Source organism: Nostoc sp. NMS2, assembly GCF_017115105.1.
Lineage (GTDB): Bacteria > Cyanobacteriota > Cyanobacteriia > Cyanobacteriales > Nostocaceae > Nostoc.
Genome location: NZ_JABXKH010000049.1, coordinates 83,762 through 100,301 on the forward strand (window position 1 = coordinate 83,762; position 16,540 = coordinate 100,301).

The window sequence follows — 16,540 nt, forward strand, 5'->3', positions numbered from 1 at the left end:
ACAAAAACATCGAATTTAAGAGCGCTGCGCGTCTCGAAAAACATTTTTTTTCAAATGGGATTTTGACCCATAACTAAAGTTTCTATCACTATCCCCTGTTCCCAATTCCCAATTCCCTATTCCCAATAATAATCAACCGAATTTGCGATTACTCAAAAATTTAGTCAATGGAAATCTGTTGAGGCCCACTTGCTTTGCCATTATGTGCTTGTGTTGTGCTGGTATAGCTATTTGAGCCGCTCTGTCGATCAAGCCAGCTTTTAACAGGATCGTCTGCAAGATTGAGCCGAAGCACACCAGAGAATAACCCACCCACAAATGAGGCCGGATGCTGGATAAATTCTCTGAATATAGGTGACAATTCATTAATGAACATAAAAAGACTCCTGGCAGTGCCATAAAAAATTATTACTTCTTAATTCATCGTAACCTGTTGATTTCTGCCCTACGCTACTGGTGACTGGAAGTCATTAGTTAGGCGCTCCATATTCTGTTAAAATCAGCATATAGCGAAAACCAAGCTCTGCAAGTCTTTTTTCTGATTCTTTTATGTGCTGCCCCATTTTCTCCACCAGTTGTTTGACCCTGGGTGGAGTTTTTTCCCAATCTGACTCAGAAATCTCAATTCCGTAAGCGAGGCAGTTTTTATATTATTCATAGGCTTTGTCTCCTATTATTAAATAATGTGCCAATGTGCCAATTCACTCATGGTAAAGTTTCATGACAAGTTTTGGCACGAGTAAAAAATAAATGCATCTGCCATACTAGCCAAGATCCAACTCGCCAAGCTGCCATTGACAGGGGGGTTGTAGATGAATGTGGGGGTATGTCATTTTGGTCATAATGTAACCATTTAACTGGTAGATGCCCCATTGGTGTCTTCGGGGATAATTTAAAAGTTAGTTGGTCGTAATTTAACCAGTTTCCCTCTTTTCGCCAACCCAGGCGATCGCCAAGTCTTTTTTCTGTTTCATAATCTATTTGACCGCCTATTTCGTTCCAAATACTTTGCTGAACACTAAAGCCAAAGTAACCATGACTGTATTGTTGCCAAAGTCGATCAATTTTATGAAAAGCTTGACATGAAAAGTTAAGAATATCTTCTTTATAAACTTCATTCCAGTCATTCTTACCCATGACTTGTAGCATTAATTTAGCTGTTTCAATATCAGCTTCTTCCCACTTGTACTGTGTAAGGAGGTTTTGCAATTTACCGTAATCAATACTCCAATTACTTTTAAATTCTGTGGCAAACTCAATATCATTATTAGATTGTTCCGCCAATTCTGTTTTTTCGATAAAAATTGAAGAAACAATATCTGTTTCTACTATCCCTAGCACTTTCTTTTGATCAACCAGTTGAGTAGACATATAATTAGATATTAGGTAAATCGCTTGATTTAAAGTTATCTCATCTTTACTTAAATCAAAGTCATGAGCCTCCAAATCTAATAATTGTGACTGAAAAAAAGCATCTTGCAGTCTATCTTTTTTATCATAACTTGCCACTAATAAATTGAGGATGTCATGAGACATCGTATTAGTATCCTGTATGGTTAATAAATTTACTTGAGAATTTAGATTGTTACTTGCTAAATTTTGAATTTCTCCTACAACTGCGTAAAAATCTGCATCTACTTTTACTACATCATCTATTAAAGATTGAAACGGACTAAAGTAATCTTGTAGAGAGTTTTCTAGATTAATTGCTGTTTCAGCTATTTTTGCTATTTCTTGACGAATTTTTGTAGCTCTGACTTGGTATTCATAAATTTCTTGATACACCTCTATATCTTTAAGTATTTGCTGAATAGCTTGCTTTTGATTTTTGGTATCTTCCGCTAAATTTTTAATTCCTTCACTGAGTATTTTGACTTTTTCTAAAATCAAAAGGTTAGTATTACTTAACAGCAAAATAGATTTTAAATTTTCTTCTTCTTCCAATTTTAACTTGTCAATTATTTGAGAATTATTATAATTCTTTATCTCTAGCTTATTTCTTTCCTCATTTACTTTTCTAATTTCATAATATTTTTGGTTAAACAGATTTTTCCAGTCATCTATAAATTTTAGTAAAAAATCTTGATAACTATCTTTATAGTTTTCTAAAAAATCAAGAAGTTGAGTATAATCTCTAATTAATAATTTAACTTCTGCTAAAATTTCTCTTTGACTAATTTCTTTTTTACGTTTGATTATTCCCCAAAAATAAGAATGATATTTAGTACCTTCTTTAATTAAGCTTTGGCATTTTCTAATTTTTCTTTGAACTTTTTTTAGCTTGGGATTTTTTAAAGTAGGAAATTTATAATTTTTTTCATAAATTGTAATAGATTCATAAGTAACTAATTGTTTTTGCTTTTTAGTTAGCATCACTATATAGCCTTAATCTATTACCCATTTCAAGACCTCCGGGTTTTTGTTATAGCGGTAGGTTACACCATCCTTAGTAGTCACAGACTTTTCTTGACTAGCCTTGCTTCTAATAGTAGCAAGAGTATAGTCTGTTAATTTCTGAAGCTCTTTATGAGAAAGTCCTATAATTGTGGCGTAGACGCTTTGCGGTGAGGAAGTTGCAGTCTTGGCGGTTCCCGTCGATTGCGATAGCGTAGCGTTAGCGACGTTAGGAGCGTCACTCTCGAACCCGAAGGGCTTGTCGTTAGACATCGCTGCTGACTCTAGTTTTATTTTGAGTTCATTTTTAGGGTAAATATCTATCGTAATTTGCTCCTTTTGTGATGGGTTAACAGCAATTCCTTTTTGCAATTGATAATCTTGGATAGAAACAAGTTGCCAACTAGATTCTTGTGAAAGTTCTAACACCCATTGATGATAATTAAATAAGCTTTCTCTATGACCAACGCTGATAAAAGTTGTTTTCGTTGATTGTAATTGTTTATATAAATTACCTTCGTTATTTAAATCTAAAGCACTCGTTGCTTCATCTAAGATAGTGAAACTGGGATGTGTAATTAATAGCCGTGCAAAAGCGAGGCGTTGTTGTTCTCCCAACGATAATATATTTTCCCAAGGAACTTCTGTATCAAAGCCATCTACGCGAGTAAGTAAGTGTTGCAGGTTAACTTGTTGCAAAATGTGTTCAAGTTCGCGATCGCTCATTTTCCTGTCTGTTTGAGGATAAAGCAACTGTTCGCGCAAAGTCCCTAAAATGATATAAGGCCGTTGGGGTAAGAATAATACTTCTTTTAGGGGAGGACGCACCAAACGACCGGTTCCCGCATTCCACAAACCAGCGATCGCTCTCAACAAAGAACTTTTACCCCTACCACTAGGGCCAACAATCAATAACCCTTCGCCAGCCTGAACAGCAACTGACAAATTTTCAACAATCACCTGTTCATAATTTGGCGTTTGTAAAGTGACATTCTCAAAAGCTAAACGTTCTTCTTCTACAATTTGAATAGTACTGACATTCTCTGGTTGTTTACTAGCAGCCTGTAGCGCATCTGAAAACTCTGCTAAACGCTTGACATAGCCAGAAAATCGCCCTGAAATCCCAAACTCAGCTATTAGTTCTCCCAGAGCATTAGAAAACATAAAGCAAGCAAAACTAACTTGGTTAATTTCTCCATAATCAATTTGATCCTGAAGAAATAAAGGTGTAAGAATGAACATCGAAAATACGCCAATGGCAGACTGATATGCTCTGCCAAAAGCGTCTTGTCCTCTCTCTAAACTCAGCCTGCGTTCAGCAGTTTTTAAAACATTATTAAATCGGCGCTGAATTATATTTAATTCTTCATCTTCTCCCTGAAAAAAAGCGATGGATTCAGCGTGATTACGAACATGAGTTAAGCAATAAGCAAAATCTGCTTTAAATGCAAGTTCTTCTTGGTTAACTTTATTTATTACTTGATTTAAGTAAATAGCTATGAAATTACCTATAATTGTATAAATAACTAAATAAATTGCGATTTGTGAAGAAACTGTCCAGAGAATTATCAAAGCACTTCCCATTTCTAAAGATTTTTCTAGCAAAGAAGATGAGAATCTCAAACCAATACTAGTAATGGGTTCTATTTCTTGGGATAAGCGCTGATCTGGATTATCTATATCAGAGTTAAAATTGATTTTATAATAAGCTTGATTGCTTAAATATTTTTCTAAAACATGAAAATTTAGCCATTTGTACCAGTCAAGAATTATTTTTTTTCTGACATATCTCAAAAGAGTTACTAACAAGACTAACCCGACAATAATAAGACTGGACAGCCATAAAGTACTATTATATTTATCAAGATTTCTCTCTTCAATAACGATATCAATTACATAGCGATTCCAGTAGCTATTTGCAGCATTTGCACCGACAATCCCGACTATTAATAATACTAAGAGAATGAGCATTCCCCATGAACGAATCACATCTGAAAATGCTCTTCCTTCTGCTTTTGTTGGATACCAATAAGGCCCGGCAACTAGTTTCACATCCTCCCAAAATTGAATCAAGGCTGAAAAAGGATTTGTTGTATTTTGCTCACGCACAGATGGAGTTTGCATATTCTAAAAATGTAGCCGTTACTAATTACACTAGGAATTTTGAAATGGCCTTTGAGAATTAAGTTAGACTCAGCTGACTTTTCACGTTATGTGGAAAAGTCCACCGAAAACCTAACCCCCTAACCCCCAACCCGTGGCGGGAAGGGGGAAAATTCAAAGTCTCTCTCCTTTTAGGAGAGAGAAATAGAAGTTAAGAAAAATAGTAGGTTGGGTTGAGCAATAGCGAAACCCAACAAATGGTTAATAATGTTGGGTTTCGTTCCTCAACCCAACCTACACAACTTTTAGTTTTTACCCTTAACTGAACCGTATTGAAATAGAAGTGAGGTTTTCCAGATGCCGTGAAAAGTCAGAGACTCAGAGGCCATTCCCATGCGGAGCATGGGAACGAGAGAACAATGGGAAATCAAGCTTTTTTCGACTTGTGTGTACACCGTAGCCTTTTTAAGAGGAGCCAGCGCTGTGAGTGGGTTTCCCGACTTCCCTACGGGGAAGCAAGCTACGCTGTAAGCGTTCTCGCAGGGTAGCGACTGGCGCAGGCTAGGGGGGATCAAATCAAATGCACTAAATCAATGGTTCCGGTTCCTCATCAACAATTTCGACTGTTCTCGGAAAAGGGCCTTGGTCAGGCTCAGTAACGACTACTGGGCTAATATAATGTTTCAGTTTGAGTTTTAACTCATCTGTAATGGGCAATTCTTGAATTTCTTTGAGAAGAAATCTGATAGATTCAGTTTTGCTACGTTCTGTATAAATGAGCTTGAGAACGTTTTCAATTCCAAATCCCGCTATATATTCCCCTAGAACACCTACCAGTCCAAGTAGTCCTAAACCTCCTAAGAGGCCTAAAGGCCCGCCCAACGATGAAAGCATAGCGACAACGGCGGCGACACTACCCCCTGATGCAGCCGTTGCAATCACGAAAAGTATGCCAGGAAGTCCTAAACCAGAAATTTTTTTGACGAGTTCATCCATTGTACTTACCTACAATCCTTATAAGGTGAAAACATGACTAAGAGAGTCATTACTAATTTCTTTTGTGAAGAAATTAAAAATCTTACATCTTGCACCAGTTAGCTGGTGCAAGATACAAGAAATCTGATTTAGCCCAACAAAAGACTACACAGCTCATCGATTTGTTGACTTTTTTGAGATATTAATCGATGGGCTATAGCTTGTAGCTGACGAGTATTTTGAAGTTTGGTATTATCTATTTCTTCTAGTTCACTATCTAACAATGTTTGAAAGCGATAATAAAAACTTTTAGCTTCTTTATCGCTAGGTTCAAACAACTGTTCTAATTCTCCAGCTACCACTTCACTACCACCGTCAAACACAATATTTAAAAGTGGTCTTCCCCATTGCAAGAGTCCCCAATTTTTGACTTCTTTATAAGGGTAGACACTCGTCAGCGAACCAGTACCTAAAGAAACTACTAAAATATCTTCTGTATTGAGGACTTTTTGTGCTTTTCGTTTACTACTAATTTGTGCTTCTAAAATAGCTAAATGGGCTGGATTATTAGCAAATACTCCACCATCGATTAAAGTATAGGCGATGCCGCTATTGTGGGGGTTTACAATCCGATGAGGAGCAAAATAAGTCGGAGTGGCACTAGTTGCCAATGCTGCATCTAGGAGCGAAAAACCACCACATAACTTCTGAAAATTCTTAGATTCTATTTGCTGTTTTTCTAGTTTGTTTGTAAAAAATATCGGAATTCGCTGCTCTATATCGTAACTCGTAACAAAAACTTCTTTGAGATTATTTTCTAAAGGAGCGTTACCAAAATATTGCCTTAAAATTTCTTCTTTACTTTCGGAAGGATATTTTGGCTGGAGAAATATATCCTCTAATGGGCCAAGTAGTCTTTCAAACAACGGCTCATAAAATATTTCTACCCCATACTCAATAAATAGCTGTAGGAGATCCTCAGCAGTGTATTCAGCTAGTGGTGAGTTATCGGATACATCGGAACTTAATCGTGGTTTAGTTAGTCCAAGTGCTAAAATTCCGCCGCTAGAAGTGCCAGTAATTAAATCAAACAAACTGAATATGGGCTTTTGTGTCCGCCTTTCAATTTCTGCTAGGAGTAATGCAGGAATAATGCCCCGAATACCGCCTCCATCAATGGAAAGTATTTTATATTTGGGACGGGCTTTTGTATTCATGGTTTCTGGCGATTCCTCCTGAATTAATATTTGTGCTTGTTGGATATTGACAGGATCTTCAGTTTGATCTGTTTTGGTTTCTTCGCTATATGGCTGGAGAGCGATCGCAGTTGGAATAATCTCGGATTCTTCGCTCTTTGTTTCTGTCTGTTGAATTTCCTTTGCTTGGTCTTCGTCGTCGCTTACTAACGATACCGTTGCTGCTAATAAACTTGTGGTTAGTGGTGAGATATTTTCTTCGGGAATAACTGCTGTCTCAATTTGGATCTCTTCTTGAATATCTTCTTGATTGGATGATTCTTCTGCAAATGGAACTGAATTTGATGATTGTGTTGCAAATGGGATTTCTGCTAAAGTCCAAATAGGATTACCACGAAAATTTCCTTGATAGGACTTTCCAGTTTGGTTTTTGACAGTTGTACCTTGCCCATCGTCTAATTTCCAGTAAGCCACTAATCCTGCTTCATTCCCGACTATTAGCCCACAACGATGAGTCTGGATTTGTGCTGGAGTACAGGGATAATTCCAAAGGGTAATGTTTGCTAATTGTCCTTTGAAATAGACCTGTTTATGTAACGTTGCTCCCAGAGTTATAGAACTTGTGGCTTTGTTTAAAGATGAACCTCTAAGAGAATCGTTGTATTCACGATCGTCAAGATATACGGTTAGTTGACCACTATTAAAAACAATAGCAAAAAAGTGCCATTGTCCTATAGTTAATTCTCCTTGCCCGAAGGTTTTGATATTTTTGCTAACACTTTCATCAATGTAGACATCTAGGCTTCCTGTTTCACTGATGCCGAATTCAAAATTATCGCTATATCTCTCTGAAGAACGGGCAAAAAATACATTGCGCGTCCCGTAACTAGTGGCTTTATTTGTTAGTTCATGTGGATTTACCCATCCTGAAACCGTAAAAGCTGAACTCCCTTGAGCAAAAACGCCGCCAATATCGTTTCTGCCAAAATCTATATAATCATTTACCCCATCAAATGTTAAAACTATTTGTGTATTTACTAGGTTTATCACAAGGATTTAATCTCCAAATATCATTTAATTCGTAATTTTAAATAAGAATTTTAATATCAATAAAGTTAATAGAAAAATCTCACTATAGCGGTTCTCGTTTGGATGCAATACAGTTTGACCTCTCTCCAAACCTCTCTCCTAAGAGGAGAGAGGCTTTGAATCTTACTCCCCTTCCCTACAAGGGAAGGGGCTGGGGGTTAGGTCTGTATTGCACTCAACTGAGAACCGCTATAACAACTTTCAAAGTGGTAGAGGATAGACGCAGCATCGGCTACTTTTCTTTACAGGACGCTACTATAGCGGTTCTCGAATGGAAACAATACAGTCTGACCTCACTTCCATTCCTCTCTCCTAAAAGGAGAGAGACTTTGAATCTTACTCCCCTTCCCTACAAGGGAAGGGGCTGGGGGTTAGGTTTGTATTGCACTCAACCCAGAAGCACTATATAAACGTGTTTTTCAATTGAGTACCTATAGGATAGAAGACAATAAAAATACACAAGGCTCAATCTCCTAATTTTTATTAGTCAGTAATACTTCTGCGATCGCCTGCGAAATCGGGTAGTGTGGTGCATATATCTCCATCCAAAAAAATTCCCCGACTGGGTTAACTTCGAGGAATACATGGTGACCATCGGGGGTAACAATAATATCAATTGCTCCATAGTTTAAGCCAAAATAAGCCATCAGTTTGAGCAGTTTTTTCTCAATATCTTCTGGCAAGTCGTAGGGTTGCCAATTTTTAACTAAGGCTCTCCCCTCTTTGCGCCAGTCGTAAGTAGATCCTGACAAGCTTTGGGAATCTACTGCGGCAGTAAATACGCGGTGTCCGACAATAGTTGTCCGCAACTCCACTACTTTGGGCACATTTTCTTGAAAGGTCATCGGACAAAAACCCAGTCCTTCCATATTCTCCAGATCATCATTTGTAACTGGAGTGGTAAACACAACGTTTTCTCGCCCCCGATCATCATAAATAGCAAAGGAAGAAAGCATCTTGGTAACTATACCTTGCTTACACTCTTGAGCAAATTGCTTGACTGCTTCTGGATTGTTTGAAGTCAGAGTGCGTGGAGTTACAAGACCAACTTCTCGTGCAACTTGCAATTGTAGTTGCTTATTATTAGCCCGATCCACATTGGACATTTTATCAAAGTGGAATCCCTGAAGGCTGGCAATCATACCTCTGACTGTGGCGCGACACTCGTTAATTGACGCATCTCTATATTGCTTGTCCATTGAGTCGGGGATTTTTTGTCCGTAGCGCATTCGCCGATACCAAACTGAGGAAACCTCACTCAAATCTAGCTTTTGTTCGCCATCAGTAATAATTACCCGTTCAGTAACGCCAGAGTAAATATCTAGCTTGACTTCGGTGGGATATCTGTCTGTGTCAAACCGAAATGCTTTTTCTCCTCTAGCCTCAATTTCTCTGATGACTAGAGGAATGCTTTCGTTGTCTTTACTAAACGTGACTATTAATACGGTCATAATTTAGTTGCGCCTAAGATACCCTACAGTAATTGACTTTCTTAATTACGAATTACGAATTACGAATTACGAATTGGTACAAGAGCATCTGCGATCGCATTTGCAATTGGTAAGTCTAAATCCTTTTCCAGCATTCCCCACTCCCCCACAGGGTTGATTTCCAAAAAGACGTATTCGCCTGATGGTGTGACGATGAAATCTAAGGCTCCAAACAACAATCCAAATTTCCCCATAAAGGCTTTGAGACGGCAAGCTACTTCATCAGGAAGCTGGTGGTGTTGCCATGCGCCAACCTCAACACCTGGTTTACGCCAATCAACTTTGGCTGCTGCATACACATCTGCATTTAGCGCCCCCACAAATACATTACCATTCACATACACCACCCGTAATTCTTGTTGCTTCGGAATTTGCTCTTGAAAAACCATTGGGCAATAGCGCAGTAACTCGGCATCTTGTAAGTCTTCTTCTTTGACGATGCTGGTGTACAGAAAAAACGAGGAGTTAGCTTCCATACTGCGGGAGAGAGGAGTTAAAAGCTTGCTCACCATTTTGCCCTTGACTTGCCAGAAAAACTCTCGTGCTGCTTCTGCTTTGTTGGTGATAAGAGTCTGCGGAATAACAAAACCTACTTCAGACGCAATCCGTAGTTGACGCAGCTTGTTACTTGCATAATCTATCCGCTCTAAATTATCTACCCACGTAGCTCCCTTGAGGCTGTCCCAAAAACCATCTAAAGTTGCTTGTGATTCTCTAACACAAGCTTCTCGGAACTTGGGCGCTAATTCTTGACTTAGTTGTGGTTCCCAAATACGGCGCATCCATACAGCTTGCACCTGCTCTGTGCTGATAGAGTGGTTGTTACATTCTATAGTGTGGTAGCTTTTAGACTTATCAAAATGTGCTGTTAATTGCACTTCTAGAGGAAATTTATCAGTATCTAGACGAAATGGTTGCACCCCTTTTTTTGATAAGGCTTCTGCCACTCTATCTATTGTGAAGAAATCACCACTGTGGGTGATTAATAAAACAACATCACGAGACAGGTGCATAAAATATATTTTCTTTGATAATTTTAGGAGGTAGCTATTAAGGAATAGCAAACAAATTGCTTTCTATAACCCCAAAGTTTTGATGAATTTAGTGAGATAGAAAAAGCAATCACCTCCATGTTATGGATAAGGTAATATGAAAGCGATCGCGTTGTTAAGAGTAGTTTTCAGTTGTTTGATAATTACTACTCACTTAATTATGATGAAGCCAATTACAAGGTATCTTCCCGATCCCAAAGGTACTTTCAGATGTAGAAGACTAAATTATTTGTCTTCCAAATCTGAAGGAAACTTGTAAGTCCAAGGAACATCTGTTCCTTCAATAGCTTGCTCTTCCAAGAAACGCGCAAAAAATGGTATTGCTTTGACATCCACTGTTTTGACTGTGTTTGTAGGCATAGAGTTTTCCTTAAAGAAAATTGTTTTTTCAACTAAATATATATCACTAATTAAATATATTTTCAAGGTCAGTTAAGACAGTTAAGAAGTAATTATTCTCAGGCGTTTAAGAAAGTTAAGAAAGTTAAGAAAGTTAAGCGGGCAGTTAAGAAAAAAATATTTAATAATTATCAATGGTAAGTAATCAATATCAAACTATAGCAATTCTATTTGATTATTGAACAAGTAGGGGTGGGTTCACCGAGATCATCATTAGTAATTAATAATAAATATTTTTAAACCTGCTCCTACTCTTGCCTGTTTTCCTTGCTGTTAACTTATTTCATACATATAGGACTACTATTTGATTTTTGAAAAGATACGTAGGGTGCGTTAGCGTTTCGCGTAACGCACCTTACTAATGGGTATGCCCTACCCCCTACAGGTGTACCTCACGTAAACGAGAACGGCTATAAGTCATTCATTCGTGAACAACAAGATCCCCGACTTTTTAAAAAGTCGGGGATCTGAGCGAGCGGGATTTTTACAAATCAAAATATAAAACTATTCTTTCACAGACGATAATTCAGCAGACTAAACAGATTGTTTAACCGCTAAACCCTCAGCCATTTCAACACACTTGGGTTCTTGTCATAGCGGTACATCAAGCCGTCCCTAGTAGTGATAGAATCTCCTTTGCTTGCCTTACCTCTGATAGTGCTAGTGGAATAGTTTGTTAATTCACTTATTTCCTTATGAGAAAGCCCTTCACTTGTGATTGTTTTCGTCAATATTTGTGATTGATTTTGCGACTCATTATTAGGGGTGCTTTGAAAATTTATTATTTGTTGATTTCGATATTCCTGCACAGTCAAAAGTTGCCAACTAGAATCTTGTGAAAGTTCTAGAACCCATTGATGATAATTAAATAGGCTTTCTCGATGTCCAACACTAATAAACGTTGTTTTCGTCTCTTGTAACTGTTGATATAAATTTCCTTCATTCTTCAAATCTAAGGCACTTGTTGCTTCATCTAATATAGTGAACCTGGGATTAGTCACTAACAGGCGTGCGAAAGCTAGGCGTTGTTGTTCTCCCAAGGACAATATATTTTCCCAAGGAACTTCAGTATCAAAACTTTCAACTCGACTTAGCAAGTTTTGCAGGTTAACTTGTTGCAAAACTTCTTTGAGTTCTGCGTCGGTCAATTGACGATTAGTTTTAGGATAAAGCAACTGTTCGCGCAAAGTTCCCAGAATTATATAAGGACGTTGGGGTAAGAATAAGACTTCTTTTAGGGGAGGACGCACCAAACGACCAGTTCCGGCATTCCACAAACCAGCGATGGCTCTCAACATAGAACTTTTACCCCTACCACTTGGCCCAACAATCAATAAACCTTCTCCTGGCTGAACAGCTAGTGACAAGTTTTCGACGATTACCTGTTCATAGTTTGGCGTTTGTAAAGTGACGTTTTCAAAAGCAAAATAATTCTCTTCTATGGTTTTAATAGTACCGACGTTTTCAGGTTCTTTTGCCACTGCTTCTAAAGCATCTGAAAAATCAGATAAACGCTGAACGTAACTAGAAAATCGCCCAGAAACGCCAAATTCAGCTATTAATTCTTCCAAAGCACCAGCAAAGAAATAGCAAGCTGTAGTGGCTTGTCCAATTTCTCCGAAATCAATATCACCTCTAATAAATAAAGGTGCGAGTACTAAGAGCGTGAGAAATTCGATAGTAGCCCGATATCCTCTGTTAAAAATTGCCTGATTTTTCTCCCAATTAATCTTTTCTTTAATATTTTTTATCAGGATACTAAATCTGCGTTGAATTATATTCAGTTCTTGTTTTTCTCCTTGAAAAAAAGCTATTGACTCAGCGTGATTGCGGACATGAGTTAGACAATAACTATAATCAGCTTTAGACTCGAGTTCTGCTTGATTAATCTTAATTAATTCTTGATTTAAGTAAACAGCAATAAAGTTACCTATAATTGTATAGATGAGCAGAGCAAGAGCTATCTGTTGGGAAATTGACCAGACAACTATTAAAAAAGTTACCATTTCTAGTGCTTTTTCTAGTAAAGTAGCTGAAAAACTGAGGGCACTACTGGTTATCGGTTCAATTTCTTGAGATAAACGTTGATCTGGGTTATCAATATCAGCTTTAAAATTGATTTTATAATAAGCACGATTGTGCAAATATTTATTTAAAGTATGATTATCGAGCCATTGATACCAATCAATAGAAATTTGTTTTCTAATAAATTTGGTAAATCCTACTAAAAGCGTTATTAAGACAAGTCCAACAGCATAAATTGATATAGTATAAGTAAATTTTGAATAATCTTTTTCTTGAATGATGACATCGATTAAATAGCGATGAATGAAACTATTATAAGTAGTTGCAGCGACAAGGGCGAATATTAGCAATATTAGGAGAATAAGCATTCCCCAGGCGCGAATAACGTCTGAAAAGGCTCTTTCTCCTGGCGAGGTTGGATACCAGTAAGGGCCGGCGATCGCTCTTATATCTTGCCAAAATTTAATAAAGTCTGAAAAAGCATTTGTTGAGGGTTTAGCTTGAACAACTTGGGTTGCCATATTTTAGAGATAAATTAAAATTTTTGAGAATTAGATTTAATATTTTTTAGTGTTGGATTATCAGTAATAATTACCGAATAAAGAATTCCACTCACCACTAATTTTTCAACTGAAATTACCTAACTGTTGAGTGTGGTTCAATGCAGCAAGCACTGCATTAGAAATGACAGTTCGCATACCACCTTTTTCTAACTCGTAAAGACCAGCGGCCGTCACTCCTCCAGGACTTGTTACCTTGTTGCGTAAGACTGCTGGATGTTCATGAGTTTGAAACATAAGTTCTACACTACCAGCGATCGCATGCAATGTTAGTTCTTGAGCTTGTGTGCGAGTTAAACCCATCTGAACCCCAGCATCAATCATCGCTTCGATATATAGAAACACAAATCCAGTCCCCGCACTACTCAACGCCGTTGCCATATCAAGGTAGTGTTCGTTTTGGGTAGCAAATTCCTTACCTAATGCTTGTAAAATGATTTGGATATGCGATCGCTGTATCTCTGTCACACCTGATGATGCGCTCCACACCGTAGTCCCATGACCAACTTGTACTGCAATATTCGGCATTGTACGGACAACAGCAGGATGATTCAACCCTTGACACAGAGATGAAATACTCACTCCACTGACAATACTCATTACTAAAACATCAGGTGAAATTTTATCCTTGAGCATAGCCATCACAGAGGTCAAAACCTGCGGCTTCACGGCTAATATAACGATGGATGCACCTTCTACAGCTTCTAGATTGCAGGTTGTAGTACGTACTCCATATTCCTTTTCTAAATGAAGGCATCGTGCAGCAACTGGATCGCTAACTATAATCAGATCGGGTTCTGGAACAATTTTCGTTGATAACAATCTAGTAATTATCATTTCGCCCATTGTCCCACCGCCGATAAAGGCAATTTTTAAATCTCCGAGCATATTTTTTTCCTATTATCTAAGTCTGATATATTGGCATCAAAATATAGATTTTCCTAATCAAATGAGGTACTTCATAGCCCCCTATCGAAGAGCGGGGAGGGGGTTGGGTTTTTGTACCTCACTCAACTGGGAACCGCTATATAGAAATCTTATCTAAGTTGTGAAAATTATTTTTTAATCGAACCACAGAGATCAGAATCAACAGAAATTTTCACGAATGATTTAGTAGTACTATAGATTAGGTTGAATTACAGCTTTTAATACAGAGCCTTTTTCTACATCTGCTAGGGCTTGATTAATTTCTTGTAATGTGTATGAACGACTAATTAAGCTTTCCCACGCAATATTTTTACTGGAATCGCTATGGCGTTTTAGTAATTTAATCATTCTGTAAAAATGGCTGAAATCGATTCCCCAAGTTCCGCGAATATCAATATGTTTTAGATTAATTTCCAAGTGGGGATTGATGAGAATCTCGCCCGTATTGGTATAATGCCCGACGATAACATAACGACCTCCATTTCTTGTCATATTCAAACCTTCTTTAACAGCAATGGGAATACCAGTGGCTTCAATAGTGACATCAGCACCATGTCCGTTTGTCAATTCCAAAACCCGCTCAATATGTTGTCGTGGATCATCATTAATTACAAGGGTTTCATCTACACCAAAGGATTTGGCAACTAGTAATCGGCTCTCAAATTTATCGATGACGATTACTTTGCCTGCACCTGAGAGCAAAGCTAGAATTGCCACACTCAAACCCACAGGCCCACAACCCTGCACCACGACAACATCACCAATTTGAATCTGCGCTCGGTCGATAGCGTGTAGTGCAGTTGGTAAAGCACACCCCCCAGCAATGAATTGCTTTGGTGAGACTTCTTCGGGTAAGGTTAGGACTTTAACCCCTGGTTTAAGGTAAATCAGTTCAGACCAACCACCCAGCAATCCATCTTTAGCTGAGTAGGTGACACCATAAACCTTGCGTTGTGGACAGCGAGTGGATGCTTTCGCTACTAGACAATACCAGCAGTTGTAACAGGTTTCGTGGACATCGAGAAAGGTAGCGATCGCTCCAGGCTGAATTAATTTACCATTGACATCACTAACTTGTCCACCTGTTTCCACCACACGACCGACTGAGAAATGTCCAGGGATAATTGGATACGGTACTCCGTCTAAACGCCCATGTAGTAAATGTACATCAGTTCCGCAAACCTCAGAATATAAGGTTTCAAGAATGATTCCACCCTTTTCTAAAATCGGGTCTGGTAATTGTTGCACTTCAACCGGGTAGTTAGGTGCAGTCATCACAGCGGCCAAGGGCATAAATTACTTCCTCACTATATTTACCAGATTGCTTTCTACTTCTCAGCTTCAAGACCACAAAATAATTTCACCGTTAGGCAGTAATCCAATTGCGGAAGTGAAAGTCATACGTTGTCCATCCATCGGCTCAACAGTGTGATAGTTGCGTGTATTGAAAATGAATACATCCCCCACATAAGGTTGGAAAGTCATCATGTCTGCATCTGCAATTACAGTATCACTATATCCGTAGGAATCGAGTTTATATTGGTCATTTCCTGGTTGCCACTGGCGATCGTAAATACTTGTTTTGCCATGATTACTGAGAGAAAACTTCAAGTACAAATTCCAGGAAAGTTGATAAATAACTGTACCAACTTCCCATCCAGATTGTTCTAGCGGGGCATAATCAATATGAAGTTGAGTCCCCTGCTCTATTTTTCTAATCAGTCCTGCATAATAACTACCATAGAATGGTTCCGAAGCAATTCGCACAGTTGCGCCAGTACACTCTTGGATTTTCACCATTAAGCGTTCTAATGGATTGAAAGAAGCTCTCATAATGGAGTCTCTTAATTTAGTTGCGCGTTCTACTGCTTGAAAATAAGCTGCTTTACTAATGCGGTTATATTCAAACACAGTGATGCCAATTCGCTCAATCTTGGGATGCACATCTTGATAGGAGTCAAAATTGAACAATTGAGCTTGAGCAATTAACATCTCACACTCTTGGGGTGTAGCAAATTCTTTCAGCCGAATTAAAGGAATTCGGTTTTCCAAGAGCATTCTTAAAGATTCTATAGTTAAGGGATACTCTTGTTTGTTTTCCCATACCTTAGATTTAATCTGGTTAGAAGTAGCAGTCATAGTACAGTTCCTTATATTCAAATGGAAGTTTTATCCCAATTCAGGGTGTTTCCTAACAACGTAGAGATGAAAATTTAGCCCCTCTACAAGTTTTTTACCAATTGTCTATAAATCAACACAGTTCAGTTAAGCATTTCTTTCTTTCTTTTCTTCGCGTTCTTCGCGTCCTTCTCTGCGAGACGCTGCGCGTA

12 protein-coding genes are annotated in these 16,540 nt (G+C 38.2%); all 12 read right to left on the reverse strand.

Annotated features, from left to right (window positions below; genetic code table 11):
- Positions 1 to 160 precede the first annotated feature (160 nt).
- Positions 161 to 376, reverse strand: coding sequence for a hypothetical protein (locus HWQ36_RS09360; protein ID WP_292701037.1), 216 nt, complete (start codon positions 374 to 376; stop codon positions 161 to 163).
- Between the two features lie 329 nt (positions 377 to 705).
- The gene (locus HWQ36_RS09365; RefSeq protein ID WP_292701090.1) at positions 706 to 2,373 is read right to left on the reverse strand and encodes a GUN4 domain-containing protein; all 1,668 of its coding nucleotides are present in this window, start codon (positions 2,371 to 2,373) and stop codon (positions 706 to 708) included.
- A gap of 12 nt (positions 2,374 to 2,385) precedes the next feature.
- Positions 2,386 to 4,518 (reverse strand): ATP-binding cassette domain-containing protein, encoded by a 2,133-nt coding sequence (locus HWQ36_RS09370; RefSeq protein ID WP_292701040.1) that lies wholly within the window; start codon positions 4,516 to 4,518, stop codon positions 2,386 to 2,388.
- Between the two features lie 564 nt (positions 4,519 to 5,082).
- Positions 5,083 to 5,493 carry a hypothetical protein gene (locus HWQ36_RS09375; RefSeq protein WP_292701043.1) on the reverse strand — a complete coding sequence of 137 codons (411 nt, stop codon included), beginning with the start codon at positions 5,491 to 5,493 and terminating at the stop codon, positions 5,083 to 5,085.
- 128 nt (positions 5,494 to 5,621) lie between these two features.
- Complete coding sequence (locus HWQ36_RS09380) at positions 5,622 to 7,718, reverse strand: patatin-like phospholipase family protein (protein WP_292701046.1); 2,097 nt, start codon at positions 7,716 to 7,718, stop codon at positions 5,622 to 5,624.
- A gap of 512 nt (positions 7,719 to 8,230) precedes the next feature.
- Positions 8,231 to 9,208, reverse strand: a complete 978-nt coding sequence (locus HWQ36_RS09385; RefSeq protein ID WP_292701049.1) for an MvdD family ATP-grasp ribosomal peptide maturase — start codon at positions 9,206 to 9,208, stop codon at positions 8,231 to 8,233.
- A 59-nt stretch (positions 9,209 to 9,267) separates the two neighbouring features.
- Positions 9,268 to 10,260: an MvdC family ATP-grasp ribosomal peptide maturase gene (locus tag HWQ36_RS09390; protein ID WP_292701051.1), complete on the reverse strand. Its 993-nt coding sequence runs from the start codon at positions 10,258 to 10,260 to the stop codon at positions 9,268 to 9,270.
- A 264-nt stretch (positions 10,261 to 10,524) separates the two neighbouring features.
- Positions 10,525 to 10,659 (reverse strand): microviridin/marinostatin family tricyclic proteinase inhibitor, encoded by a 135-nt coding sequence (locus HWQ36_RS09395; protein ID WP_292701054.1) that lies wholly within the window; start codon positions 10,657 to 10,659, stop codon positions 10,525 to 10,527.
- A 593-nt stretch (positions 10,660 to 11,252) separates the two neighbouring features.
- Positions 11,253 to 13,244 (reverse strand): ATP-binding cassette domain-containing protein, encoded by a 1,992-nt coding sequence (locus HWQ36_RS09400; RefSeq protein ID WP_292701057.1) that lies wholly within the window; start codon positions 13,242 to 13,244, stop codon positions 11,253 to 11,255.
- A gap of 105 nt (positions 13,245 to 13,349) precedes the next feature.
- Positions 13,350 to 14,171 (reverse strand): pyrroline-5-carboxylate reductase, encoded by an 822-nt coding sequence (gene proC / locus HWQ36_RS09405; RefSeq protein ID WP_292701060.1) that lies wholly within the window; start codon positions 14,169 to 14,171, stop codon positions 13,350 to 13,352.
- Between the two features lie 231 nt (positions 14,172 to 14,402).
- Complete coding sequence (locus HWQ36_RS09410) at positions 14,403 to 15,503, reverse strand: zinc-binding dehydrogenase (protein ID WP_292701063.1); 1,101 nt, start codon at positions 15,501 to 15,503, stop codon at positions 14,403 to 14,405.
- Between the two features lie 48 nt (positions 15,504 to 15,551).
- Positions 15,552 to 16,349, reverse strand: coding sequence for a hypothetical protein (locus HWQ36_RS09415; protein WP_292701066.1), 798 nt, complete (start codon positions 16,347 to 16,349; stop codon positions 15,552 to 15,554).
- Positions 16,350 to 16,540 lie beyond the last annotated feature (191 nt).

Bases quoted from the DNA above. Each gene is read 5' to 3' on its own strand.
- HWQ36_RS09360 (WP_292701037.1), bottom strand. From the start codon at position 376: ATGTTCATTAATGAATTGTCACCTATATTCAGAGAATTTATCCAGCAT.
- HWQ36_RS09365 (WP_292701090.1), bottom strand. From the start codon at position 2,373: ATGCTAACTAAAAAGCAAAAACAATTAGTTACTTATGAATCTATTACA.
- HWQ36_RS09370 (WP_292701040.1), bottom strand. From the start codon at position 4,518: ATGCAAACTCCATCTGTGCGTGAGCAAAATACAACAAATCCTTTTTCA.
- HWQ36_RS09375 (WP_292701043.1), bottom strand. From the start codon at position 5,493: ATGGATGAACTCGTCAAAAAAATTTCTGGTTTAGGACTTCCTGGCATA.
- HWQ36_RS09385 (WP_292701049.1), bottom strand. From the start codon at position 9,208: ATGACCGTATTAATAGTCACGTTTAGTAAAGACAACGAAAGCATTCCT.
- HWQ36_RS09390 (WP_292701051.1), bottom strand. From the start codon at position 10,260: ATGCACCTGTCTCGTGATGTTGTTTTATTAATCACCCACAGTGGTGAT.
- HWQ36_RS09395 (WP_292701054.1), bottom strand. From the start codon at position 10,659: ATGCCTACAAACACAGTCAAAACAGTGGATGTCAAAGCAATACCATTT.
- HWQ36_RS09400 (WP_292701057.1), bottom strand. From the start codon at position 13,244: ATGGCAACCCAAGTTGTTCAAGCTAAACCCTCAACAAATGCTTTTTCA.
- proC (WP_292701060.1), bottom strand. From the start codon at position 14,171: ATGCTCGGAGATTTAAAAATTGCCTTTATCGGCGGTGGGACAATGGGC.
- HWQ36_RS09410 (WP_292701063.1), bottom strand. From the start codon at position 15,503: ATGCCCTTGGCCGCTGTGATGACTGCACCTAACTACCCGGTTGAAGTG.
- HWQ36_RS09415 (WP_292701066.1), bottom strand. From the start codon at position 16,349: ATGACTGCTACTTCTAACCAGATTAAATCTAAGGTATGGGAAAACAAA.